Annotated in this window: 22 protein-coding genes; 13 read left to right on the top strand and 9 right to left on the bottom strand. The window is 50.6% G+C overall.

The window, feature by feature from the left end:
- Nucleotides 1-248: 248 nt before the first annotated feature.
- Together Q0Y65_RS11790 and Q0Y65_RS11795 are read left to right on the top strand one after the other, a co-directional pair.
- Complete coding sequence (locus tag Q0Y65_RS11790; RefSeq protein WP_297960006.1) at nucleotides 249-758, top strand: RNA polymerase sigma factor; 510 nt, start codon at nucleotides 249-251, stop codon at nucleotides 756-758.
- Nucleotides 759-777: 19 nt separating this feature from the next.
- Complete coding sequence (locus Q0Y65_RS11795; protein ID WP_297960007.1) at nucleotides 778-3,165, top strand: beta-propeller domain-containing protein; 2,388 nt, start codon at nucleotides 778-780, stop codon at nucleotides 3,163-3,165.
- 65 nt (nucleotides 3,166-3,230) lie between these two features.
- Here Q0Y65_RS11795 and Q0Y65_RS11800 read toward each other — a convergent pair whose 3' ends face one another.
- Together Q0Y65_RS11800 and Q0Y65_RS11805 are read right to left on the bottom strand one after the other, a co-directional pair.
- Complete coding sequence (locus Q0Y65_RS11800) at nucleotides 3,231-3,674, bottom strand: hypothetical protein (protein WP_297960009.1); 444 nt, start codon at nucleotides 3,672-3,674, stop codon at nucleotides 3,231-3,233.
- Between the two features lie 12 nt (nucleotides 3,675-3,686).
- The gene (locus tag Q0Y65_RS11805; protein ID WP_297960011.1) at nucleotides 3,687-4,625 is read right to left on the bottom strand and encodes a calcium/sodium antiporter; all 939 of its coding nucleotides are present in this window, start codon (nucleotides 4,623-4,625) and stop codon (nucleotides 3,687-3,689) included.
- A 314-nt stretch (nucleotides 4,626-4,939) separates the two neighbouring features.
- Between Q0Y65_RS11805 and Q0Y65_RS11810 the strand changes: the two genes are divergently transcribed.
- Together Q0Y65_RS11810 and Q0Y65_RS11815 are read left to right on the top strand one after the other, a co-directional pair.
- Entirely contained in the window at nucleotides 4,940-6,292 is a 1,353-nt protein-coding gene (locus tag Q0Y65_RS11810; RefSeq protein WP_297960013.1) for an SLC13 family permease, read from the top strand.
- A gap of 114 nt (nucleotides 6,293-6,406) precedes the next feature.
- Nucleotides 6,407-7,000 (top strand): AAA family ATPase, encoded by a 594-nt coding sequence (locus Q0Y65_RS11815; RefSeq protein ID WP_297960015.1) that lies wholly within the window; start codon nucleotides 6,407-6,409, stop codon nucleotides 6,998-7,000.
- Nucleotides 7,001-7,376: 376 nt separating this feature from the next.
- On the opposite strand, the gene Q0Y65_RS11820 is transcribed toward Q0Y65_RS11815, so the two are convergent.
- A complete protein-coding gene (locus Q0Y65_RS11820) occupies nucleotides 7,377-9,608 on the bottom strand; it encodes a glycosyl hydrolase (protein ID WP_297960017.1) in 2,232 nt (743 codons plus the stop codon).
- Between the two features lie 290 nt (nucleotides 9,609-9,898).
- Between Q0Y65_RS11820 and Q0Y65_RS11825 the strand changes: the two genes are divergently transcribed.
- Genes Q0Y65_RS11825 through Q0Y65_RS11845 form a run of 5 tightly spaced genes read left to right on the top strand, consistent with a single transcriptional unit; the run spans nucleotide 9,899 to nucleotide 12,756 of the window.
- The gene (locus tag Q0Y65_RS11825) at nucleotides 9,899-10,258 is read left to right on the top strand and encodes a hypothetical protein (RefSeq protein ID WP_297960019.1); all 360 of its coding nucleotides are present in this window, start codon (nucleotides 9,899-9,901) and stop codon (nucleotides 10,256-10,258) included.
- Entirely contained in the window at nucleotides 10,255-10,890 is a 636-nt protein-coding gene (gene nth, locus Q0Y65_RS11830; RefSeq protein ID WP_297960021.1) for an endonuclease III, read from the top strand. The genes Q0Y65_RS11825 and nth overlap by 4 nt, the downstream gene beginning before the upstream one ends.
- A gap of 21 nt (nucleotides 10,891-10,911) precedes the next feature.
- On the top strand, nucleotides 10,912-11,310 hold the full coding sequence (locus Q0Y65_RS11835) for a secondary thiamine-phosphate synthase enzyme YjbQ (protein ID WP_297960023.1): 399 nt from the start codon (nucleotides 10,912-10,914) through the stop codon (nucleotides 11,308-11,310).
- Nucleotide 11,311: 1 nt separating this feature from the next.
- Entirely contained in the window at nucleotides 11,312-12,025 is a 714-nt protein-coding gene (locus Q0Y65_RS11840; protein WP_297960025.1) for an NAD-dependent protein deacylase, read from the top strand.
- 11 nt (nucleotides 12,026-12,036) lie between these two features.
- Nucleotides 12,037-12,756 (top strand): hypothetical protein, encoded by a 720-nt coding sequence (locus tag Q0Y65_RS11845; protein ID WP_297960027.1) that lies wholly within the window; start codon nucleotides 12,037-12,039, stop codon nucleotides 12,754-12,756.
- A gap of 69 nt (nucleotides 12,757-12,825) precedes the next feature.
- On the opposite strand, the gene Q0Y65_RS11850 is transcribed toward Q0Y65_RS11845, so the two are convergent.
- The 4 genes from Q0Y65_RS11850 to Q0Y65_RS11865 form a co-directional block, all read right to left on the bottom strand.
- Nucleotides 12,826-14,433 (bottom strand): ABC-F family ATP-binding cassette domain-containing protein, encoded by a 1,608-nt coding sequence (locus Q0Y65_RS11850; RefSeq protein ID WP_297960029.1) that lies wholly within the window; start codon nucleotides 14,431-14,433, stop codon nucleotides 12,826-12,828.
- Nucleotides 14,434-14,508: 75 nt separating this feature from the next.
- A complete protein-coding gene (gene groL / locus Q0Y65_RS11855) occupies nucleotides 14,509-16,131 on the bottom strand; it encodes a chaperonin GroEL (RefSeq protein ID WP_297960031.1) in 1,623 nt (540 codons plus the stop codon).
- 112 nt (nucleotides 16,132-16,243) lie between these two features.
- On the bottom strand, nucleotides 16,244-16,516 hold the full coding sequence (locus Q0Y65_RS11860; RefSeq protein ID WP_173666634.1) for a co-chaperone GroES: 273 nt from the start codon (nucleotides 16,514-16,516) through the stop codon (nucleotides 16,244-16,246).
- A 161-nt stretch (nucleotides 16,517-16,677) separates the two neighbouring features.
- Nucleotides 16,678-17,778 carry a hypothetical protein gene (locus Q0Y65_RS11865; RefSeq protein ID WP_297960035.1) on the bottom strand — a complete coding sequence of 367 codons (1,101 nt, stop codon included), beginning with the start codon at nucleotides 17,776-17,778 and terminating at the stop codon, nucleotides 16,678-16,680.
- A 58-nt stretch (nucleotides 17,779-17,836) separates the two neighbouring features.
- Between Q0Y65_RS11865 and Q0Y65_RS11870 the strand changes: the two genes are divergently transcribed.
- The 4 genes from Q0Y65_RS11870 to Q0Y65_RS11885 all read left to right on the top strand — a co-directional run bounded on the left by Q0Y65_RS11870 (nucleotide 17,837) and on the right by Q0Y65_RS11885 (nucleotide 22,567).
- Nucleotides 17,837-18,187, top strand: a complete 351-nt coding sequence (locus tag Q0Y65_RS11870; RefSeq protein ID WP_297960037.1) for a YabP/YqfC family sporulation protein — start codon at nucleotides 17,837-17,839, stop codon at nucleotides 18,185-18,187.
- A complete protein-coding gene (locus Q0Y65_RS11875) occupies nucleotides 18,096-19,256 on the top strand; it encodes a sporulation protein YqfD (RefSeq protein ID WP_297960039.1) in 1,161 nt (386 codons plus the stop codon). The genes Q0Y65_RS11870 and Q0Y65_RS11875 overlap by 92 nt, the downstream gene beginning before the upstream one ends.
- Nucleotides 19,257-19,401: 145 nt before the next feature.
- A complete protein-coding gene (locus Q0Y65_RS11880; protein WP_297960041.1) occupies nucleotides 19,402-20,661 on the top strand; it encodes a hypothetical protein in 1,260 nt (419 codons plus the stop codon).
- 217 nt (nucleotides 20,662-20,878) lie between these two features.
- Entirely contained in the window at nucleotides 20,879-22,567 is a 1,689-nt protein-coding gene (locus Q0Y65_RS11885) for a SulP family inorganic anion transporter (RefSeq protein ID WP_297960043.1), read from the top strand.
- 288 nt (nucleotides 22,568-22,855) lie between these two features.
- On the opposite strand, the gene Q0Y65_RS11890 is transcribed toward Q0Y65_RS11885, so the two are convergent.
- Complete coding sequence (locus tag Q0Y65_RS11890; protein ID WP_297960045.1) at nucleotides 22,856-24,910, bottom strand: FtsX-like permease family protein; 2,055 nt, start codon at nucleotides 24,908-24,910, stop codon at nucleotides 22,856-22,858.
- Complete coding sequence (locus Q0Y65_RS11895) at nucleotides 24,900-25,664, bottom strand: ABC transporter ATP-binding protein (protein ID WP_297960047.1); 765 nt, start codon at nucleotides 25,662-25,664, stop codon at nucleotides 24,900-24,902. The genes Q0Y65_RS11890 and Q0Y65_RS11895 overlap by 11 nt, the downstream gene beginning before the upstream one ends.
- Nucleotides 25,665-25,676 lie beyond the last annotated feature (12 nt).

Here is a 25,676-nt window from a genome sequence, read left to right on the forward strand (position 1 = left end):
TTATATTATCCGCAAGTCAATTAAAATCACCTTAATTATACATTAATTATTAAGAATTGTCAATGAAGTTTTCTTCATTTTTTCCACCAAAACCGCATTTTTGACAGTTTAATATTTTTATACCGTTATATTTTACAATGGGCGGCAGCTGTCATTGTGAAATCTGCCGATTTTATTTGCCCCGTGCAACAATAGCTGCCCTCAGCGACACTTATGTTATGAATTCGGATTCAAAAGGAGGGATTCGCATGAACGACTTCTCAGCAGACGTCAGACTCGCCCGCGAAGGAAATACGGAAGCCTTTGCCAGACTTTACGCAACTGTATATGAAAACCTTTATCATATCGCGCTGTACAGTCTGCGAAGCCCCGACGACGCTGCCGACACCGTCAGCGACACCGTACTGGACGCGTTCTGCAATATTAAGAAACTTCGCAGCCCCGAAAAATTCAGGAGCTGGATAATGGCGATACTGGCCGCTAAGGTAAAAAAGAAACAGCATACATATTATGAGCCTGTGGACGAACCGACAGATGACTCTCCCCTGTCTGACAGCTTCGACTTTGAATCGGTGGAGCTCAGGGAAGCAGTGGGACGGCTTGACAGTCAGTCGCGTCTCATGCTCTCCATGTCCGTGCTGGGAGGCTATACCAGCGACGAAATATCACAGGTCTGCGGTATAAAGGCAGGCACGGTGCGTTCACGCCTTGCAAGGATAAAAGAAAAGCTGAGGCTCGAACTCACCCCCGAACTATGATCCCGAAAGGAGAAGCTTTATGAACAATGACGAGAAGATCAGAGAGCAGCTCAATTCAGAGCCCGTTCCCGACAGGCTCCGTCCCGAGAATATAAAGAAAATGCTGGACGAGCAGGCTCCAAAGAAAAAGAGGAGCGGTATCTCAATGGCAGGGCGCATAACAGCTGCGGCAGCAGCCTGCGCAGTCATCGGCGGTACTGCTGCATACACAATGAACAATGGAAAGTTTAATAAACACAGATTCTCTGACGTAACCGAGGGTACCACAAACGGCACCAAGGCTCCCGAGGGTACGACACAGGCTCCCGAGCTGAAGCTCCAGGCAAGCTATATGAGCTGCGCAAAGGACTACGATCAGGTCTACACCATGTTTGAGAAGGCCAGCAAAAAGGCTGAAAAGGAGCGTCTCAGACTTGAGCGCAGTTACTCAAAGAAAAGCTTTGGTGCGGTATACGACGAAGAATTTGCTCTGGAAGAAGCAGAAGATACTGACTTTACCGCTGCAGCTCATTCATCTGTGGAGACGCCCCAGACAAACGGAAGCCAGGTAACCGAGCCCGAGATCCCCGTTATCGACAGGGATAATGACAATGAGCCGGAGCCTGCAACAGAACCCCTTACCGAGCCTGCAACTGAGCCTGATACCGAACCTGTCACCGAGCCCGATGAGCCCTCAACAGAGCCCGATGGGGACGAAACTCCCGACCACTCCGACACCTACAATCAGGAGAAGGACGTTATGGAGGCCGATATCGTCAAGACCGACGGCAAGCACATATTCTACGTCACCAATCCCTATAACAGCGACTATTATACTGTCCCCACTCTCCGCGTTGCCACCGTTCAGGACGGAAAGTTCACAGGCAGCACCTCTATCGACCTGACAGACGTTATCGACTCTGAAAACAGTACAAATGTATACGTTAACGAGATGTACATCTATAACGGTATGCTGGCTGTGATATGCAGCGACAACACCAATGCCTATATGTACGGCTCTGTTGACAGTTACGATGAAAGGATCGTCACAAACAACACCATCATCGCCTTCTACACCATCGAAGACGAGCCTCAGCTCATAGACGTATACAGACAGGACGGCTATTTCCACGATGTAAGGATATCTCCCGACGGATTTATGCTCCTCATCACCGATTATACCAGCAGCCGCTTCACCGATATCAAGACCAGCAGCGATACACGCAGATATATCCCCTCCTGCGGTCTCAGCGACTGCTGCGAGCCCATACATCCCGACGATATACTTATCCCCGACTGCGGTTTCGGCAGCACGGAATGGCTGTCATACTCCGTTATCGGCAGCATAGACCTGAACAAGTCGGGAGCTCCCGCAATCCGCGATATGAAAACCCTTGCAGGCAACAGCGGCAGCATCTACTGCTCCGCAGACAACCTCTATGTTGCTGCAAATAACGCAGAGGACTACAATACCACGGATATCACCCGCATATCCATAAGCAACGGAGAGATAATCCCCATGGCAAGCACCAATATCGACGGCGTGGTAAAGGATCAGTTCTCCATGAGCGAATACGACGGATACTTCCGCGTGGCAGCCACATTCAACGACGTTACCAGCGAATTCCACAAGTATGATGATGACGACACCTTCTTTGAGGCCATAATCAAGGACTACTTCTCCGACGATGACGGCTACTACACCTACACCAGCGTCAAAAAGGACACAAGAGTCTATGTTCTGGACATGGATATGAACATGGTGGGAAGCGTAGACGGTCTCGGCGAGAACGAGGAACTCAAGTCCGCAAGCTTCAGCGGCAATATGGCCTATGTGGTAACATTCCGCCAGACCGATCCCCTCTATGCGGTTGACCTCAGCAACCCTGCGGCTCCCGAAGTTCTTGACGAGTTCAAGATAAACGGCTTCAGCACATATATGCAGAGCTGGGGCGAGGGACTGCTGTTCGGCTTCGGTCAGGACGCAGACGAGAACGGAAGAATAACAGGTCTGAGAATGACCATGTTCGACAACTCCGATCCCAATAACCTTGAAGCAGCCGATGTATACATCTGGGAAAACAAGACCGACTTTGATTATCAGTACTATTCGTCAGAGGCTGTATGGGACAGAAAGGCTATACTTCTTGCACCTGAGAAGAATCTCATAGGCGTGCCCATAAGCTGTGACACAAGCAACTACGAGGAAGCAAAGAGTCTGAGACAGTACCAGTTCTTCAGCTTTGAGGACGGACAGTTCGTCAAGAAGGGTGAGATCACATCAGAGGATCCCTTTGCAGATCAGCTTCTCAATTTCACCTTTGACAGAGCGCTTTATATAGGCAATCACGCTTACGCTCTCTCGGCAAATAAGTTCGTATCAGTTGATCTTGACAGCTTTGAGATAACAGACGAGCTGGAATTCTGACATAACATACCGGCTCACATACAGCAGAAAGCCCCTGTGCATATGCACAGGGGCTGAGCTTTTTATCAGTATCCGGACGAAAATGCCGAGAGCAGCGCTCCTCCAAAGACCAAAAGGAGATACAGTCCGAAGGAAACGCAGGCTGCTATCAGATAGGCCTTGCCTGCACGCTTTTCGCCGTCGCTCAGACATTTTATGCCAAATATGAGGCCCACCAGAGGACACAGAATGGATAACAGGATCAGCGCTCCCTCAGCGGGATCGTTGCTGCTGTCAAAGGAGCGTCCGCCGAACATGAAGGGCGGCGGCGTCATATTCTGCGGAGGAGGATATGTATTCTGCGGAGGGGGATATGTATTCTGCTGATACTGATTCTGCGGCATATTATTCCTCGGAGGCGGCGGCGGATACTGCCTGTACCGACGGGCAAAAACAGGATCCGGCGTACCGCAGAATGGGCACTGGGGCTGCATACCGCTGAGCTCCGAACCGCAGGTCTCGCATTTCATGAAGATCACTCCTTATCTCACAAAGATGTAAGTTGTATAGCCTGCGTATACCGCAAGCATCAGCGCTCCGTGCCAGCGGAGCATTTTCTTTTTGGGTGCGCACAGCAGGAGCACCAGCAGGCTCATGGCGATGAGCACGGCCGCGTCCACTGTATTCTGCATGGTGTAGGCCATTGGCGATATGGTGGCCGCTATGCCGAGAACGAAAAGGATATTGAATATATTGGAGCCCACAACGTTTCCCAGAGCCATATCCACCTCGCCCTTCCTTGCGGCGACTATGGAGGTCACCAGCTCGGGGAGACTTGTTCCCAGAGCCACCACCGTCATGCCGATGATATTGTCCGACATACCGAAAGCTCTTGCGATATCCGAAGCGCTGTCAACTACCAGCTTTCCGCCTGCGGCTATGGCAGCTCCGCCGCCGACAATGCACAGCAGGCATTTCCACACGGGCATGATCTTATACTCGTCCTCATCGGACAGCTCACCCGACTCCCTGGCCTTTTTAGCGGCGCTTATCATCATATAGAGGAATACCGCAAAGAGCGCGAGGAGTATTATACCTCCCCAGCGCTGTACCACGCCCGTAAAGGCGCCCAGTCCCAGCAGCACGCCTGCTGCCAGCACCGAAAAGGGTATATCCTTTCTGAGAGTATCCCTGCTTACAGCCATAGGGCACAGCACCGCGCATATTCCGCAGACCACCATAAGATTGAATATGTTGGAGCCCACGGCGTTGCTTATGGCAAGGTCGTTCTTCCCCAGCAGTGAGGCGCTGACGCTGACCGAGGTCTCGGGCAGGCTCGTCCCCATGGCGACTATGGTCATTCCGATGATGAGCGCAGGCACCTTCAGCCGCTTTGCCACAGCGGAGCTTCCGTCAACAAAGAAGTCCGCGCCCTTGATGAGCAGGACAAATCCCACTACCAGCAGTAAATATTTGAGCATTATCCTTTTCTCTCCCGTTCGAAAAGTTCTCACGAACCTTTTACAAGTTCTATCGTCTTTAACACTGATTATATTATACCACAAATAGCTCCTTATTGCAATACCCATCGACAGTCTGACCAAAAAATTTTTTTATATACCATAAATAAGGTTTATTTCTACAAAAATCTTATCCGTGAAAAAAATATCAATTTTCGCCTTGAATTCAATATCCTTTTGTGCTATAATTCGGAATGGTGCGTTTTTCTATTAAATAGGAAAGCAAAAAATAAAAAGAAAATATGCGGAGTTTCCGCATATCGTCGGAGGTTAATATGACAGCAGCACAGATCTTTGCCATTGTCATCTTCGTCGGGATGTTCATAATGATAGTCCTGGACAAGATCGAAAGGCACTACGTCACACTGGGCAGCGGTATACTTACGCTGGTAGTTGTGTTCGGTATTTGTATGCGCAGCGGAAGCGCAATAATGGACACTCTTGCACTCAAGGGCTTTGCTACCAAGGATTTCTGGTATCAGGTCACGGAAAGCGAAAGCAAGGGTATAAACTGGGCCACCATAATCTTCATCGCAGGCATGATGGTAATGGTAGAGGGCATGGCCAAGGCGGGATTCTTCCGATGGCTGTGCATGAAGATAGCCTATCTGGTAAAATGCAGGACCGTCCCCATATTCATAACCTTTATGGTAATGTCGGCAGTTCTCTCCATGTTCATAGACAGTATCACAGTTATAATGTTCCTTGCCGCTGTTACTATAGAGCTGGCTTCCCTGCTGAAGTTCAATCCGGTACCCATGATACTCTCAGAGATATTCTGCGCTAATCTTGGCGGCTCTGCAACAATGTGCGGAGACCCCCCGAATATCATCATCGGTACGTCACTGGGCTTCTCATTCTTCGATTTTCTCACCAATACGGGACTCTGCGCGGCTATTTCACTTCTGGTATCCGTAGTGTTCCTTTACTTTGCGTTCCGCAAGGAGATAGCAGGCGGCAAGGGCGAGCCCGTGGATATGAGCAAATTCCCCAAGCCCTCTGAGGCTATCACCAACAAGAAGGACTTCATACTCAGCAGTATCATCTTCGCTCTGGCTGTGATACTCCTCATCACTCACGCCACAACTCATCTCACCGTTGCCACCATAGGCCTTTTCATTGCATCGATCACCCTTATCGCCTTCGGCAAGCACGCTCTTGAGCTCATAAAGAAGGTGGACTACAAGACGCTGATATTCTTCATCGGCCTTTTCATCGTGGTAAGCGGACTTGAAGAAACAGGCATACTCAAGCTCATCGCAAACTTCATCGGCGACATCAGCGGTGGAAACGTTATGCTCATGCTGGCCATCATACTCTGGGTATCGGCTATCGCCAGCGCATTCGTGGACAATATCCCCTTCGCCGCTACAATGGTGCCTATCATACAGAGCCTTGCAGAGACCTCGGGAGTTTCCATTTCAACTCTTGCATGGGGCCTTGCAATGGGTACGGATATCGGCGGAAGCGCTACTCCCATCGGAGCCTCCGCAAACGTTGTGGGCACATCGGTTGCCCAGAAGAACGGCTATCCCATCGGCTGGGGCAGATACTGCAAAAAGCTTGCTCCCGCCACCGTTATCGTACTTACTATATCCACCATATATCTTTTCGTTCGCTATCTCTGATATACAAAGCTGTTCCCCCGCCTGCGGCGGGGGAAATATACATAAAACATTGATTTTCAAGTCAGAATGTGATACAATGTATTTCAGACATATATTGTAAAAGGAGGATCACTTATGCCACAGGTTATTATTTCCGTAGGCCGTGAATTCGGAAGCGGCGGCAAGGCCATCGCAGAGCAGCTGGCCAAGCGCTTCAATATTCCCCTGTACGACCGTCACCTCATCACGGAGATCGCAGACAAGACGGGTCTGACTCCCGAGGAAATAGAAAAATACAACGAAAAGCCCAAGAATCACCTGCTCTCACGCAGAGTCAACGGCTACAGCAATTCCATAGAGGACAACATCGCAGAGATGCAGTTCAAATTCCTGAGAGAAAAGGCCGAAAGCGGAGAATCCTTCGTAGTGGTAGGCCGCTGCTCCGAGACCAAGCTCCGCGATTTCAAGTGCCTTGTTTCCCTGTTCGTACTGGGAGACATGGACGAGAAGATCAAGCGCGTAATGAACGTGTATGAGCTCTCAGAGGACAAGGCAAAGGCCTTCATCGACAAGAAGGACCGCAAGAGAAAGCGCTATCACAACTATCACTGCAGCGGTCACTGGGGCGATTCAAGGCTCTATGATCTCAGCATCAACAGCTCCCGTCTGGGAATGGACAGGACAGTTGATCTGCTGGAAGAATACATAAAGGCAAGAATGGGCGAATAAACGCCGTATACGAAAAAAGCTGTACCGCAAGCGTGATACTTATATTGAATGATAATGTAATTATTGAGTAAAACCGTTTTGAAGAAGTTTTTTCGAGCTTCTTTCAAGGCTGCATATTTAATTTTTTCTATGGCAGAGCCACCAAAAAAACTCGCCCCCTTGTAAAACTTACAAGGGGGCTCTGTTATAGAAAAAATCAGCTATAAAGTCTTTGGAAAAGGGGTTCGGGGTGACTCCCCGCAGTGCGGGGAGATGTCACGAAGTGACAAAGTGGCGCGCCTCCGTCAGAGGAGAACCTTTCCTCAGAAAGGTTTTTCCCCGATAGTTACATATTTATTTCTATGTAAGTAATACGCTTGCGATGCAGCTTTTCTGTTTACTCTGCGTTGGGGTCAAGGGTAGTTCTCTTTTTGAGGAGGTACTCCTGAATGAACAGTGCGTCGTTGGCTGTAAGACCCACAACCGATCTGTCAACGTCGCCCAGCTCCTTGCCTCTTGAACGGAGGTGCATCTTATCGGAGCCGTTCTCTCCGTATTTATTGGGATTAGCCAGAGCCTGCATGATGAGGATAGCGTCCGCAAGCTCTACCGCGTTGTCCAGGTTGGTATCGCCCCATTTCTCCTCAAGAGCTCCGCCCATAAGGAAGCGCACGGTGCAGTCGCCTATCTCATAGGGCTGATCTATGCCCTTGTCGGCTGCTGTGTCCCATGTATTGGACCACCATACCTGCACCTCGCAGGTGGTGAAGCTTTCGGGTATCTTTGATATATCCACCATCGTCTTCAGTGTACCGTCAGAGCCTATAGTGCCCTTCCACTCTATGTTCTTCCAGTCGTCGGCATTGGTACCGTAGCCTATGCCACCGCCTACGGAAGCGCCGGCAGCGCCTGTAAGGTTGATCTCCATCTGCTTGCCAACAGCAAGAGCAGGCATTTCGGGGATAGTAACGGACTTCTTCTTTATCTCGAACTTGTAAGCCGTTGTTGTAGTTGTCACATCAGGATCGGTGGTGGTAGTTGTTGTGGTAGTGGTCTTTGCAGGATCGGGAGGAGTAACGCCCTCTCGGTCATAGAGGTTTTCGGGGAGCTCGTCAAGGGTTATGCAGTAATCGCTCTGATACATTGCGATAGTGTCTTCCTTGGTGTTGAAGGTGGGATTTGAAAGGAAGTTGTTGTTATCCGAGCCGCCGTCATACCATGTACAGAAGTAGAGCCATGCAGCTCCCTCCTCCTGCATCTTGTCGGGAGTTGAGAAGCAGTCGTTCTCGGCAAGGGATATCATCTTGGCGCTGTCGTACTTCTCCATGATGCCGTAGAATGTGGAGGCAAAGGGACTGTCGTTGTGATAGTACCTTGCGCTGCCTGTTGACCAGTCGGTGCAGCTGTACTTGTCGTAGCCGATTATATCCACATAAGCGTCGCCGGGATACCAGTTCTTTGAGGTATCGAAGTTGTAGCTGTTCCATTCCCAGATAAGGTTATGGCAGTTAAGATCATTGGTGAGGGTCTCGTAGGTATAGATCCACAGCTTCTTGTACGCTGCGGAGCCCTCTCTGCCCCACCAGAACCATGAGCCTGTCTCACCGCCGCCGCCTTCTGCCTCGTGGAGAGGTCTCCAGATCACGGGAACGCCCTGGGCTTCAAGCTTGTTGAACTCCTTTGCAAGGGTCTTCAGGGTGCTGAGGTAATATTCGTTCTCCTTGGTGCCGGGGGTAGCGGCCTTTGAGGGAGAGAAATCCGTGTCCTTCGCGCCGTATGTGGACGCAGACCATTCAAGCTTTGAACCTATGGTATAGCCTGCGAAGTCCTTGGGCACGTTGATATGATAGGAAGCAGTTGCGATACCGCCCTTGTTCTTTACCCAGTCGATTATACGGTCCGTGGAGCCGTCGTCGCTGCCGTAAAGAGGACAGCAGAAATTACCGTAATCAAAGCCCCTGATAGCAGGATAGTGTCCCGTGGTGTCCTTGAGGTACTCGAACTCGGTCTCAAGGCCGTGAGGACCGCCGCTGTAGATCTCCTGCTGACCCGAGATTATCTGCTTGCCATAGACCTCAGCCAGATAAGCCATAAGGCTCTGGGTCTCAACGGTAGCAAGCTGATCGCAGGGAGTTGTCTGCTTCGCCTCGATCTTTGCAGCCGCCATGGACTCTACGGTGAGGTAATCGAACTGCGACCATCCCCATGACTTCTCTATGGTCACAGTGTTATCGCCTGCCTTCAGCATGATGGCAGGTACTGCAACGGCAGTATACTCTGTTCCCTGAGGGATACCGATAGCTCCCTGAGATGTACCGTTTACGGAAAGATTCTGCTGCTTGTCGGTGCCGATGCCAAAAGCATAGAACGTGAGCTTGTACGAGCCCGAGGTCTCCACAGTTACCGTCAGCTCTATGGTTCCGCTCTCGGTCATTTTAAGTGCGGAGCCGCCGCTGGCAGAGGAGTCCTTTTCAACAGTGATATCCCCTGTTATCTTTGCGTCCTCGAACTCGAACTTCAGCGGCTGATCTGCCGCTGTTACGGAAGCTGTGCTGAAAACCGCGGCATTAAGTGCCATAGCCGCCGACATCAGTGCAGCTCCTGCCTTTCTCATAATGTTCTTCCTCATGTTAATATCCTCCTATTATATAATAGAATGTCCTGTACTTTAATTATAGCATCATTTTAGCTAAAATCAAGGATAGTAACAGAATGTTTTCATTTTCCCCTGTAAATTCGTATGTACGCACAATCAGAATGAAGAATTATTTGTCAAATAGCTCAAAAGTTACTTAAACGAAGCTTAAATTACATTTTGAACAAAGTCTGAACAATTGCAGCAGATGTATTGACATTATTGCTAAAAAGGTGTATAATTTCTGTAGAGTTTCGTTAACTTTGTTCATGGAGCGTGATAAAATGACTGAATACCTGACCAACTACATGAAGTACATTCAGGACAGACTTGAAAAATGCAGCGACTCCGCAGAGCTGGACGAGATAATGGCCGAGCATATGGACAAGATCGCCTTCATGCAGCACGAGAGGATAGTCCATTTCCTCGTGACAATGATGTTCGCGCTCATACTTGCCATATTCATAGCCGTGCTGGTATTCACATCAAATATACCCGTCCTGCTGCTGGTAACGATGATACTGGTGCTGCTGCTGTTCTATATAAAGCACTACTATTTTCTCGAAAACACCGTCCAGAAGATGTACAGAGTCTACGACGGAATACTTGAAAAGCAGAAGAAACTGAAGGAGTCCCGCAAATGACTAAGAAAGAGATAGCTAAGCTTGCTGTGGAGGAACTGGAAAAACTCTATCCCGACGCGGTATGCACGCTGAATTATTCAAAGCCCTATGAGCTCATGTTCGCCACAAGGCTTGCGGCTCAGTGTACCGACGCCCGGGTAAATATAGTCACGGAGACTCTTTTTAAGAAATACCCCACACTGGAGGCCTTTGCGGAGGCCGACCTTGCCGAGCTTGAGCAGGACGTGAAGCCCTGCGGCTTTTACAGGAACAAGGCAAAGAGCCTGAAGGAAATGGCTTCCCAGCTCATAAACGACTTCGGCGGAGAGGTGCCCGATACCATGGAGGAGCTCCTCACCCTTTCGGGAGTGGGAAGAAAGACCGCAAATCTTATACTGGGCGACGTTTACGGCAAGCCCGCAATGGTGACGGATACCCACTGCATACGCATAACGGGACGTCTCGGCCTCACAAAAAACAAGGAGCCCGCAAAGGTGGAAAAGGATCTTGTGAAGCTGATACCGCCCGAGAAATCTTCGGATTTCTGCCACAGAACAGTGGAATTCGGACGGGATATATGCAATGCCCGTAAACCGAGATGCGAGGAATGTCCCCTGAATTATTTCTGTAAATTCTACACTGATAAATCCTGATTTAAGAAAGGACTGATATAAATGCTTTTCAATTTCAAGCTCAGCACTCCTGCTGAGGGGCTTGTTGATATAACACGGGAGGTAAGCGAGGCCGTAAAGGAAAGCGGCGTCCTGGAGGGCGTCTGCCTTGTATTCTGCCCCCATACCACCGCTGCCATAACCATTAACGAAAACGCCGACCCCGACGTGCAGACCGACTTTATCAAGGGCATGGACAAATTCTTCCCCGACCTTCAGAGCTTCCGCCACGCTGAGGGAAACTCCGACGCCCATATAAAGTCCTCAGCCGTGGGAGCCAGCGAGACCATAATCATCAGCGGAGGCAAGCTCCTCCTGGGAACATGGCAGGATATCTATTTCTGCGAATTCGACGGCCCAAGAACAAGAAAATTCTATGTAAAGGTGATAGGAGACCGATAATATGGACAACATAGAAAAGCTTTCGGATATAGTCAGGAACTCCCACAGCATCGTATTCTTCGGCGGCGCAGGCGTCTCCACGGAAAGCGGCATACCCGACTTCCGCAGCGTTGACGGCCTCTACAGCCAGCAGTGGGATTATCCCCCCGAGACCATTCTCAGCCACACCTTCTTCATGGAAAAGACTGAGGAGTTCTACCGCTTCTACAGGGCAAAAATGCTCTGTCTCGACGCAAAGCCCAATGCCGCTCACCTGAAGCTGGCTCAGCTTGAACAGGAGGGAAAACTCTCCGCCGTTGTAACCCAGAATATCGACGGTCTCCATCAGGCGGCAGGCAGCAAGACCGTATACGAGCTCCACGGAAGCGTTCTGCGGAACTACTGCTCAAAGTGCGGGAAATTCCATGATGTACAGTTCATCGTGAACTCAGAAGGAGTCCCCAGATGCCAATGCGGCGGCGTTGTAAAGCCCGACGTGGTGCTCTATGAGGAGTCACTGGACGACAGCACAGTCAGCGGAGCCGTAAACGCTATCGCTTCTGCCGATACCCTTATTATCGGCGGAACATCGCTAAATGTGTACCCTGCGGCAGGTCTTATCCGCTACTTCAAGGGAAAAGATCTCATTATCATAAATATGGCGCCGACACCTATGGACAGGAACGCCGATCTTCTCATTTGTGACAGGATAGGAGAAGTTTTTTCACGGATTTAGGAGGCTATGACATGAAACGTATGGCATCAGCCGCTTTATCAACCCTCTTACTGGCTGGCTGCGGTGCGGGAGCAAAAGCGCCCCAGACCCCGCAGCCTCCAACCAAACAACACTTTACGGAAGCCGTAAATCCCAATACAGGATCGGAGCAGAACGGCAATGCGGGAAGGATCATCTACCGCGAAAGACTGTACAATACCGATTCCTACACAAAATCAGATCTCATCATCGAGGACAGCGGACGGGTCTGGTGCGGATTCTATATGCACAATGAAGGCACCATAGACCGCTTCGACCGCCTGTGGACAAGCGAGGAGGAGTACTCCGATTTCTATGAGCTTGACGACGACCGCTGGCTGAAGTCAGCCCTCACCGAGAGCAGCGACGACGATTTCATGCTGTTCGGCGATGTTTTCCAGCTTGGCAGCATTGAAGGCGGCGAGCTCACGGAGCTTGATACCCTTATTAAGGAGTCCGACCCGTTCTGTACCGTCAGCGCTCATACAGAGCCCGAGGACAGCGAAGCGCCGGAGCCTCCCGAAAAGGAGTATGACTTCATAGACCTTATCGTTGACGATGAGATATTCAGGGTGTACGAGTACACCCAGAGCCACACGCTGACCGCTAAGGACGACAACGCCTCAGCGGCGGTGGAATATGTACACAGCTGCCCGTTTTATCAGGAATGGCGGGATAAGTGTACGGAGCTGCTTGTTCCCTATGGCAGCTGAAAAAACCGCAGAAAGCACAACGAGCCCGAAAGCATAAGCTTTCGGGCTCGATCTCGTATAAATCAATATTTACAGCAGTCCGTTTGCCTTCTTGAAGTCGATGAACTCCTCGTATGTGCCCTGTCTGTCAAGGCAGCCGCCCTCGGGAAGTATCTCGATTATACGGTTGGCCGTGGTCTGCATTATCTCATGGTCGTGAGAAGCCAGCAGCACTACGCCCTTGAAATTGATAAGGCTGTTGTTGACCGCGGTTATGCTCTCAAGGTCAAGGTGGTTGGTAGGACGGTCAAGCACCAGCACATTCGAGCCGAAAAGCATCATGCGCGAGAACATACATCTCACCTTTTCGCCTCCCGAAAGCACGTTAACAGGCTTGTACACATCGTCTCCCGAGAACAGCATACGTCCCAGGAAGCCGCGGAGATAGGTCTCTGTCTCGTCCTTTACGGAGTACTGCCTTATCCAGTCGAGTATGGACAGCTCGCAGCCGTTGAAATACTCGGAGTTGTCAACGGGCATATATGAAGTAGTAACGGAAACGCCCCATTTGAAGCTTCCCGAATCGGGCTGTTCCTCCTCCATAAGTATCTTGAACAGCATGGTGATAGCCTGCTCGCTCTCACCCACAAAGGCTACCTTATCGTTCCTGCCCAGAGTGAAGCTTACGTTGTCAAGGAGCTTTACGCCGTCCACCGTCTTGGTAAGGCCTTCCACCTGAAGTATGTCCTTGCCCAGGTCTCTGTCCATATCGAAGCCTATGAATGGGTATCTTCTGCTTGATGCAGGAAGCTCCTCAACGGTCAGCTTCTCGATGAGCTTGCGGCGCGATGTTGCCTGATTGGACTTGGATTTATTTGCCGAGAACCTTGCGATGAAGTCCTTCAGCTCCTTTATCTTCTCCTCGTTCTTCTTGTTCTGCTGCTTTATCATGCGCTGAATGAGCTGGCTGGACTCGTACCAGAACTCATAGTTGCCCACATACATCTTGATCTTGTTGTAGTCTATATCAACGATGTGGGTGCATACGTTGTTGAGGAAGTGACGGTCATGGGATACCACGATGACTGTACCGAAGTACTCCGAGAGGAACTCCTCCAGCCAGCGCACCGCGTCTATATCAAGGTGGTTGGTAGGCTCGTCAAGGAGTATGATATCGGGGTTGCCGAAAAGAGCCTGTGCCAGCAGCACCTTTACCTTCTCATTACCCGAAAGTGTGGACATCTGGGAATAGAGTATATCCTCCGACAGACCAAGTCCCTGTATGAGCTTTGAGGCGTCGGACTCTGCCTCCCAGCCGTTAAGCTCGGCAAATTCGCCCTCCAGCTCCGAAGCCTTTACGCCGTCCTCCTCGGAAAAGTCCTCCTTTGCGTAGAGAGCGTCCTTTTCCTGCATTATCTCATAAAGACGGGCGTTGCCCATGATGACCGTATCCAGCACGGTATACTCGTCATAGGCGAAGTGATCCTGCTTCAGTACGCTGAGGCGCTCCTCCTTGGGCATTACCACCTCTCCCGAGGCAGGCTCCAGCTCTCCGCAGAGCACGCGGAGGAATGTGGACTTGCCTGCTCCGTTGGCGCCGATGACGCCGTAGCAGTTGCCGTTGGTGAATTTAAGGTTTACGTTCTTGAAAAGCGTCGAGCCGCCGAACTGGACGCTGACATTGCTGACTGTTATCATAGTACCTCCGAAAAATGTGATAAAACAGAAATAAAGCCCTCCCGCTCGGAGAGGGCTTTCTGCTGTTCTTTATTATTAATACATACCGCCTGCGGGCATTGCGGGAGCTGCGGGAGCATCCTCCTTGATATCAGCCACAAGGCTCTCGGTAGTGAGCACCATTGAAGCTACTGAAGCAGCGTTCTGGAGAGCGCTTCTTGTTACCTTTGTAGGATCAACGATACCTGCGGGGATCATGTCTGTATATACTTCGTTGTAAGCGTCGAAGCCGTAGCCGACCTTGCGTGAACGAACGATCTTGTCAACGATAACGCTGCCCTCAAGACCTGCGTTCTCAGCGATCTGGCGTACAGGCGCCTCAAGAGCCTTGAGGATTATCTTAGCGCCTGTCTTCTCGTCGCCCTCGAGTGTGGGAATGAGCTTGTTTACAGCGGGCATAGCGTTTACGAATGCTGTACCGCCGCCTGCTACGATACCCTCTTCAACAGCTGCCTTTGTAGCTGCAAGAGCGTCCTCGATACGGAGCTTCTTCTCCTTCATCTCGATCTCTGTAGCAGCGCCGACCTTGATAACTGCAACACCGCCTGCAAGCTTTGCAAGTCTCTCCTGGAGCTTCTCGCGGTCGAAGTCAGATGTTGTGGTCTCGATAGCGTTTCTGATCTGAGCAACTCTTGACTGGATAGCCTTCTTGTCGCCTGCGCCGTCAACGATGATGGTGTTCTCCTTCTGGATAACTACCTGCTTAGCCTGACCGAGCTGGTCGATAGTGGTCTCTGTAAGCTCAAGACCAAGCTCTGAAGAGATGACCTCGCCGCCTGTGAGAACAGCGATATCCTTCAGCATCTCCTTGCGTCTGTCGCCGAAGCCGGGAGCCTTTACTGCTGCTACCTTGAATGTGCCGCGGAGGTTGTTGAGAATGATAGTTGTAAGAGCCTCGCCCTCAACGTCCTCGGCAATGATAACAAGCTTCTTGCCCATCTTCACGATCTGCTCGAGAAGGGGAAGGATCTCCTGGATAGATGAGATCTTCTTGTCTGTGATAAGAACGAAAGCGTCATCGTAGATCGCTTCCATCTTGTCTGTATCTGTGACCATGTAGGGTGAGATGTAGCCTCTGTCGAACTGCATACCCTCAACTACTTCGCTGTAGGTCTCGGCAGTCTTGCTCTCCTCGATGGTGATAACGCCGTCGGCAGTTACCTTCTCCATAGCCTCGGCAATGAGCTTGCCCACATTCTCATCAGCTGATGAAACTGTACCTACTCTTGCGATATCCTCACTGCCCTGTACAGCCTTTGAGTTGTCAACGATAGCCTTTACAGCAGCGTCAACAGCCTTGGCGATACCCTTCTTGAGAACCATGGGGTTAGCGCCTGCTGCGATGTTCTTCATACCCTCGCGGACGATAGTCTGAGCGAGAAGTGTAGCTGTTGTTGTACCGTCGCCTGCTGCGTCGTTGGTCTTTGTGGCAACTTCCTTGACCAGCTGAGCGCCCATGTTCTCGAAAGCGTCCTCAAGCTCGATGTCCTTTGCGATAGTAACGCCGTCGTTTGTGATAAGGGGAGCGCCGAACTTCTTATCGAGAACTACGTTCCTGCCCTTGGGACCCATTGTGATCCTTACTGTATCTGCAAGCTTGTCGATACCTGCCTGAAGTGACTTTCTTGCGTCTTCGCCGTACTTTATATCCTTAGCCATGATAAATTACTCCTTTATAATAATTCTTAATTCATAATTCATAATAAATTGTTTCTGCCTGCCGGCAGACGGATCTTCAATCATCGGCTAAAGCCGATACCGCAATTATGAATTATTTAACGATCGCCAGTATGTCTTCCATCTTAACGATGATGTACTCCTCGCCCTCGAGCTTTACGTTTGTTCCCGAATACTTGGAGATGAGCACCTTGTCGCCCTTCTTTACCTCCATTTTAACGTCAGAAGTTCCGGGGCCTACCTCAACGACCTCAGCTACCTCAGGCTTTTCCTTTGCGGAGCCTGAAAGAATGATACCGCTCTTTGTGGTCTCCTCAGCCTCTGTCATCTTGACAACGACTCTGTCCTGTAAAGGTTTTATAGTCATGATATATACCTCCTGATAATTAATAAGCAATTATAGTTTAGCACTCTTTCTCTCAGAGTGCTAATTATATTTTACCACCTTTTTATAATAAATCAAGCCTTTTCTGCAAGCTTTCACAATTTTTGGCACTGTGTACAAATCTGCACGGATTAAGTGCAATTTTATGTGATGTAAGCTTCCTTCCCATTTTTCTTTCTCCCGTATTCAAGCATGAGCATGAAGGTCATTATCACCAGCATTACCGACGGAACAGGCGAAGGAGCCGAGGTCCCTACAGCCGCCGATACCTCAACGGTCTCCCCTGCCATAAAATACGGCAGCAGCAGCATACTGACAAAAAAACTCACCACCCCTGCCGCTGCTCTCATTATTATCAGCGGCATAACGGATATCCTTCCCCTTGCCACCACCGACAGCTGGAACATGACGCACACGCCGCCGAAGGAGGTCAGGCCGCTTATATACGGCAGCAGCAGCCAGTCGCCGCGGGGCAATGCTTCCGCATTAGTCACATCAAGAAGCGCGGCGACTAAGGCCTCGCCGCGTATGCGGCCGAGGCCGGGGAGCTTCCCCAGAAGCTCCCCCGCTGCTGCTGCCGCCCCCGTGGTGACGAGGAATCTCGTCACCACGGCAAAGAAAACTATCATCACGCATATATCCGCCATGGCTCTGCCGCTGCCCAGAACGCAGTCCGTCAGCATATCCGCCGATATATCGAAGCTTCGCCCCTTGTGCTCCACGGAGCGGCATCTCCTCAGCGGCACCGACATTATAAGTGCAAGGATAACGTTCGCCGACACCGCCGACAGGAGTATCAGCTGCCCTGCCGCCGCAGAGCCGTAAAGCTGACGGGAGATGCAGCCGAATACAAATGCGGGACCCGCGCCGAAGCACAGTCCCGCAAGGAGCTCCGCCCTTTTTTGGGATATACGGCCTGCGGCGTACTCCTCGCAGATCATTCTCAGTCCCACGGGATAGCCTGCCGCCATGGAAAACGTAAATACAGACAGTTCATTGGGCTCCATACCGAACAGCAGCCTGCCCACAGGAGCTGTCCATTTTGGCATCATGGCAGTGATACCGCTGCGGACTATGACCGAAGCCGCCGCCATGACCGCAAAAAGCGAGGGTATCACCGTTTCGGTGCAGCGTCTGAGACTGCTCCGCACTGCCCATGCTGTGCCCTCTGTATCAAGGAGACAATACACGAAAAGCAGCACAGCGGCGGCAGCCTTTACAGCTTTCCCAGCGTTTTTCTTCATAATCATCACCCTCTTAATCATATTATTGGAAGTGAAAAAATATACGGGAGTGAAGCTTATGTTTGAATGGCTTGCAGGTCTTGCGCGGGAGAAGCTGTACCTCGAAGCAGGTATACACATCTCCGGAAACAGCGAGCTCATCATGGACAATTGCAGCCGCATAGAGGAATACAACGAGGTCTATATGAGGCTTGTCTCCGGCGGACTGTACATAGATATACGGGGCAGCGGTCTGAGAGCCTATGACTTCAGCACAGGCGGACTGGTCATACAGGGCTCCATAGAGAGTATAGGTTTTACCGAAAGGAGGCGGCAATATGAGAATGAAGCGCAGACTGCTGATAACCGCAAAAGGCAGGGAGCTGAACCGATTCGTCAACATGATACACCTGAGCGGGACAGAATGTAAGGGGCAGTACTGCCGCGGTGAGGTATTCCGCGGAGATATCCTGCGCAGGGATATGAAAAAGCTGGAAGCGATAGCAAAGGAGTGCGGCGTGGAGCTGAAGGCTGCCGAATCCGACAGCCTGTTCGCCCGTATCTTCCGCTACCGCCGACGTACAGGACTTATGGCGGGAGCCGCGGCAGCTGCCGCAGCCGTGCTGCTGATGTCGCAGATGCTGACAACTATAGATATACAGGGCAATTCCGCTGTCAGCGATGAGATCATCATTGCCGCCCTTGACCAGCTGGGAGTAAAGGAGGGCTCATTTCTCCCCTGCACCGACCTGCGGAGCTGCGAGAAGCAGCTGCCCTTCCTTATCGACGAGGTTGCATGGGCAGGCATACGCCGCACAGGCAACAGCATAGTCGTGCAGATACGGGAGGCAGAGCCCGAGCCCGATATGCTCCGCACAAGGATACCCTGCAATCTCATTGCAGACCGCGACGCTGAAATAACCTCGGTCCACGTCCGCAGCGGCGAGCTGATACACATAGTCGGGGACTATGTACCCAAGGGCACCCTCCTCGTCAGCGCCGTCACCGAAAGCGACTTCGGCCACACCTATGTATACCATGCCATGGGCGAGATAAGGGGCAAGTATACCGAGTCCGTCAGCTTTTCCGCCCCCTTCCGCTGTGAGGAGACCTCCCCTACAGGCAGAACGGATACCCATAGACGGCTCGAGCTGTTCTCGCTGAGGATACCGCTTTTTCTCGGCAGGAACAGGTACGGCAGCAGCACGGAGACCGTCTCCGAGAAGAAGCTGCGGCTTTTCGGCAGGGAGCTCCCCATAGGCATAGAGCGCAGGGATATTGCCGAGACCTGCCTGACGGAAAAGGAATACTCCGAGGAGGAGCTGAAGGATAAGCTCATGGAGAGAGTATACCTGTATGAGAAGAATTTTCTCTCAGATGATACAGTCATTCTGGGACGGGATATCCGCACCGAAAACAGCGGCGGCGTCCTGACCCTCACCGTAAACTATGAGCTTGAAGGCGTTATATCCCAGCCCCGCGAGGTGTTCATAAAGTAACTTTCCCCACATCAGCCGCAGGTGCTCCTGCGGCTGTAAACTTTTTGTTAACGATAGATGCAGGCAGTTGACATCAGGTGCTCGTCAGAGTATAATGTGTATATAAGATATACACATTATCAACATTCTTGAAAGGAGAGATAATATGAAACACAAAAGCGAAAAGCCTGTGGATATTATCCCCGAAAAGATACATAAGCGGCTTCACCTGATATATTTTATCCTGAAATGCGTCATCGCGGCCACTGTTTTCCTTTTGTTCTGGAGTACTGCTGTGTTCGCATTTGAAAAGATAAGAGGCTACGATATACCCGAAACCCAGACCGAGGAGTCCCCATTCCTCTTCCATCAGTACTGCGGCACATTCTTCGTGGAGTTCGACCGCGAAAACTCCTTTGCTTCCGACGCGGATTATACCGCCTACCTGGACAGAAAAAACGCAGCAGTGGAGCTTACTGCGGCGGATAAGGTAAAGGGGTATCTCGGTATGATACCCTCTCTGGTGCTTATCGGCTGTCTGATACTTGCTCTGCGCAGCGGCGACAAAAAGCGCATTTTCTGCGGCAAGGCCTGGCGGTACTTCCTTTTCGGCGGAATATTCTGGGGTGTGGGTAATCTATACCTTTACATCAGTAAAAATCTCTTTGATAACATCACAAGATTCGACGGCATGACAAGCGTTTTCACTGAGCGGCGGCAGTATTTCCAGATATACGACGTTCTTGCCATTCCCTTTCTCATGGTATGCGGTGCATTTGTGCTCATCATGTACGAAAAAGTCCGCGAAAACAAGGACTCCGCAAATATATCAAAGGCCCTGAAAGTCTTTTCGGCAGTCATTATGGCAGCAGCGGCAGGCTTTATCACATGGAGGCTTGGCGTCCGCACCTATGAGCTTATCCGCGTTATGAAGGGCAACGAATACAGCGTGTGGCTGCCCTTTAGTATCATGGAGGATCCTTTAAGGTATATGTGCAGGCTGCCATTCGAGGACGCAGTCTCGCCGCAGGCCTACAAAAACGTGGTGCTGTTCCGCTATCTGAGAGACCTGCCCGTGTTCGCCATAACAGGCGCGGCGGTATGGCAGTTCGTGAGAGTTCTGCTCAACACCGCAAAGGGCGAGTTCAACACAAAGCGCAACAGGAAGCTCATGGGCAATGCAATGCTGCTGCTCATAGGAGCTTCACTCATACTCAACATCGTGGGACTGTTTGAAATAGGGCTTTTCAACAGGAGCTTCAACGGCATATTCGGCAACACAACATACACTATGGCTCTCCGCGCCAAGACAGAACCCGCACTGTTCGCGCTGATGCTGTGGTTCTTCGGCACCTATTTGCAGGCTATCCCCGAGGAGGGGACTGCCGGCTTCATACACGAAGCAAGAGAAAAACAGGATAAATGAACATGAAAAGGGCTGCAAATGCAGCCCTTTCAGCGTTTTCAATCGGAAAACGCCTTAAAAATGCTGAATGATTTCTCCGCCGCTGACAGAAATATATATAAACCGACAAATTTTTCCTCCCCTTTCAAAATCTCTTGAAAACCGCTATTTTTAGTAGTATAATAGAAACGTTGCGTTTGCTTACAAGAGATGTTTAAGAGAAAAAGAGGTTGTTGAAATGGCTGAAAAGGCACTGAAGCCCACAGAGGAAAAGCTCAAACCAAAGCTTTTCTCCGTAATGAAGACGTATTCAAAGGAACAGCTGGTAAAGGACATAATCGCAGGTATCATCGTTGCGATAATAGCCCTCCCCCTTTCCATCGCTCTGGCGCTGGCGTCGGGAGTCGGCCCCGAACAGGGACTGTATACCGCTATAATCGCAGGCTTCATCGTATCGTTCTTAGGCGGAAGCCGTGTGCAGATAGCAGGTCCCACGGCGGCATTCGCCACCACAGTAGCAGGAATAGTTGCCGTTGAGGGCATGGACGGACTTGCCATATCCGCTATCATGGCAGGTATCATACTTATAATCATGGGATTCTGCCGCTTCGGCGCCCTTATCAAGTATATCCCCGGAACTATCACAACGGGCTTTACCTTCGGTATCGCCGTGACCATTCTCATCGGACAGGTCAAGGACTTCCTTGGTCTCACATTCAGGAACAAGCCCATAGAGACCGTGGACAAGATCAGGGAGATATTCAACTGCATCGACACCTTCAACTGGGAGGCTCTTGTGGTAGGTCTGGTATCGCTGGCTATACTCATTCTCTGGCCGAAAAAGCTGGAGAAGATACCTGCCTCGCTTATTGCTGTAGTTGCCTGCTCGCTGCTGGTAAAATTCAGCGGTATGCACGTCAATACCATCAAGGATCTCTACAATATATCAAATTCCCTCCCCAAGCTCACCGTTCCCGAGGTCACCTTCGCAAGGGTAAGGGCTCTCCTGCCCAACGCCTTCACCATAGCAGTGCTGGCGGCAGTTGAATCCCTGCTGTCCTGCGTTGTTGCCGACGGTATGATCGGTTCAAAGCACCGCTCTAACATGGAGCTGGTAGCACAGGGCGCTGCAAATATCGGATCCGCCTTCTTCGGCGGTATCCCTGCCACAGGCGCTATCGCCCGTACTGCCGCCAACGTCAAGAACGGCGGACGTACTCCCGTTGCCGGCATGGTACACTCGGTAGTTGTACTGGCAACTCTGGTGGCTCTCATGAAATACGCCAACTACATACCAATGCCCACTATCGCCGCCATACTCTTTGTGGTAGCCTACAATATGAGCGGCTGGAGAAATATAAGAAACACCGTAAAGACCGCTCCAAAGAGCGATATCGCCGTGCTCTTCGTGACGCTCATACTCACAGTGGTATTCGATCTGGTAGTAGCTATCGGCGTGGGAATGGTAATGGCTGCCCTCCTGTTCATGAAGCGCATGGCTGACGTTACGGAAGCTCATGCCTGGGTCGACATCGACGACGAGGACACCGACCCCGACAATATCCTCCTCAAGAAGATACCCAAGAATACTCGCGTATTCGAGATAAACGGCCCCATGTTCTTCGCAGCAACAGATAAGTACAAGTACGTTCTCAGCGATAAGGATATAGACGTTCTCTGCATAAGAATGAGAAACGTTCCCGCTATCGACGCTACGGGAGTAGAGGCTCTCATGCGTATAGTCAAGCGCTGCGAGAAGCACAACGTAAAGGTGGTATTCTCCCACGTCAACGAGCAGCCCATGAAGGTAATGACCAGGGCAGGCTTCGTTGAGAAGATAGGCAGCGAGAACTTCTGCGACCATATAGATACCGCTCTCATCAGAGCCGAAGCTCTGGAAAAAGAGATAGAAGCAAAAAGAGCATAAACAAGTCCCTTTTCTTCACTTTATCCACTTAATCTGCAAAAAATGAGTTGCTATTATCAGCGGCCCGTGATATAATCAGTACAGAGAATGGTCCTCAGTGTTCTGTTCTCGCGAGAGCATTCAATGCTTTCTGAAAGCCTGTGAAGGCTTGAATAAATCATCCTCATTGACCGATGCCGAAGTTTCAGTGTTCTTCGGTATCGGGATTTTTTTATATTTCCCCATAATAAAGACAGCCGCCGAGCGTTCAGGGCTCTGCGGCTGCCTTTTTCTGTATCATGGATAAGCTTACTTCTGTTCTCTTATTATTGCCCTGCTTCCCAGGAAGGTCAGCAGGAAGTAACCGCCGTATATGAGCACCACTACTCCTGCGGTAAAGAGCAGGGGCTTTACCAGACTGCCGCTGACTAACATGGAAAGCATGAATCTACCCAGCTTCAGTCCGAAGTATGAATGGAGGCAGGCAAGCAGCAGCGGAAGCAGGAAGAATATTGCCGACTGAGTGAATACGGACTTAGTTATCTCTTTCTCCTCCACGCCAAGCTTGCGGAGCATGGTGTATCTGGGCAGGCTGTCCGCGCTCTCGGAGAGCTCCTTCAGCGCAAGGATAGCGCCGCAGGATACCAGGAATACAAATCCGATGTAGAGTCCCAGGAATGTTACCAGTGCGCCGAGACCTATCGCATCATTTGCAGCCTCGATCTTTGTCTCCATATGGACCATCATACCTGATGTATGTCTCTCAGCAAATATGTTTTTTCGTGTTTCTTCCCAGTTCTCTCTGGCGTTCCTTTCTGCTTCGGCAAGCTCGTTCTTGTCACCGGCAGGATAATTGCCCACTACTATACTTGTACCGGCGCCGCTCTCATCAACAGCGCTGTCAGGGACGATGAATATTCCGCTGTTTATAGGCTGCATGGAGGGACGAACATAGCTGTAAATGGTCTTGCCTGAGTGAGGTGTCAGCTCATTGCCGAATACGTTTATTGCCGGCTTATCCTCAAGGAGCATATCGTATATGGACACAAAGCCGGTGAATGTAGCGCATATTGCATACTCATCGTCATCAAGCTCCAGTGTCTTATAGCCGTAAAGCTTCATAAGAGCGTTGTAATCGCTGAGCTTTATCATCTCATTGCGGTAGTCTTCCATGTGGCCGACAGATCCATAGTCATCTGTAATTTTGCCGGTTTTATCGCCGATATAGCCCATGATCGTAAATCCGGGATCGGTATAGATATTGAACTTGTGATATTCTCTGAAATCATCTTCCAGTCTGAGCCCCTGATCATTGTAGAATTTATCTATGTCCGTATACATAGGCTGATCGTCTTTATCCTGCCACATCATCTCGCCGTAGAAATCCACGGGGAAGAAGTCCTCCACCTGCTTGTTCATTGAATTCCTGATAACGAAGGCCGATGAAAGAGTGCATATAGTCAGGAAGAGCATGAGGCATATAACTGTCATGGAAGCAACTGTGGTATTAACCTTGCTGCTGAGCTGACGGAAGGTGAAGCTGTTGAGGCCGCGGTGATACAAACCCTTGACGGACATTATCACTCTCAGGAGCATTCCGGCAACAGACCAGAATATGAAGAAGGTGGCAACAGCTCCCGTGATTATTGCGATGAGGAGCTTTTTCGGGCCCAGATCCATCTGATTCCAGCCTACCAGGTGGTAAGCATAGCCCAGAGCGGCTGCGGATATGATGAATACTATCACGCAGAGCCAGAGGTTCTTCATGGTGATCTTCTCGGAGCGCCTGTCGGACTGCATAAGGGTTATGAGCCTGCATTTGCCGATAACGACGCCGCTTCTCAGCATCACCACAATGTACATGATACCGAAGTAAATAATGGTTTTTGTGATAGCCGAACCCGATACAGTGAACCTGTAATCGTTCATGTCGGCAGAAAACAGGTTGGCGACCACGGCGCTCATTACCTGTGAAAGGCTTACGCCCAGAAGGAGCCCCACAACAAGGGAGCCGATACCGATCATCACCGTCTCGCAGAGGAGAAGCGCCGATATCTTCCATTTGCTCATACCCAGCATCATATACAGGGCGAACTCCTTGTTGCGCCGCTTCATCAGGAAACGGCTAGCGTATACGATGAGAAGTCCGAGCACTATGGCTACAAAGACGCTTACTGCGGATATGGCCGTTACAAGGAACTTTATGATCTCCCTCTGATCATCAGAGACATTGAGGAAAGCGGTCTGTGTCTCGATGGCGTTGAATACATAGAATACCGCAACTCCGATAACGAGCGTAAAGAAGTAAACAGCATAGTCCTTTATGCTCTTGCGGATATTGCTCAGTGATATCTTAAAGAGCATCGCTTACGTCACCTCCCAGAAGGGTAACAACATCGATGATCTTGTCAAAGAACTGCTTGCGGCTGTCGCCTCCGCGGTTTATCTCATTGAAGAGCTTTCCGTCCTTGATAAAGAGAACACGGGAAGCATAGCTTGCGGTAAAGGAATCATGAGTTACCATCATGATGGTGGCGTCGTGTTCGTGATTGAGGTAGCTGAAACGCTCAAGGAGCAGCTTTGCGGACTTTGAGTCCAGAGCGCCTGTAGGCTCGTCGGCCAGTATCAGCTTAGGCTCTGTAACGATAGCCCTTGCGGAGGCAACTCTCTGCTTCTGACCTCCCGACATCTGGTAGGGGTACTTTTCAAGCACCTCCGTGATGCCCAGCTGCTCAGCCACGTTCTTTACCGCCTTGTCGATATCCTTTGCGGAGCGCTTCTGTATGGAAAGTGCAAGGGCGATATTCTCATAGGCGGTAAGGGTGTCCATGAGGTTGAAGTCCTGGAAGATGAATCCCAGCTTTTCCCTGCGGAACTTGTTCAGCGCCTTGCCCTTGAGCTTTGTTATGTCCGTATCCTCAAGGAAGATGTGGCCTGCGGTCACGCGGTCGATGGTGGATATGCAGTTCAGGAGAGTGGTCTTGCCGCTTCCCGAAGCGCCCATGATAGCGGTGAACTCGCCCTTCTCAACAGTGAAGGAGATATCGTTTACAGCCTTTGTAAGGCTTGATCTGTTGCCGTAGTATTTCTCAACGTTCTGTAATTTAAGTAATGGCATATCTGTATCTCC

Source organism: uncultured Ruminococcus sp. (assembly GCF_947301925.1).
GTDB lineage: Bacteria > Bacillota > Clostridia > Oscillospirales > Ruminococcaceae > Ruminococcus.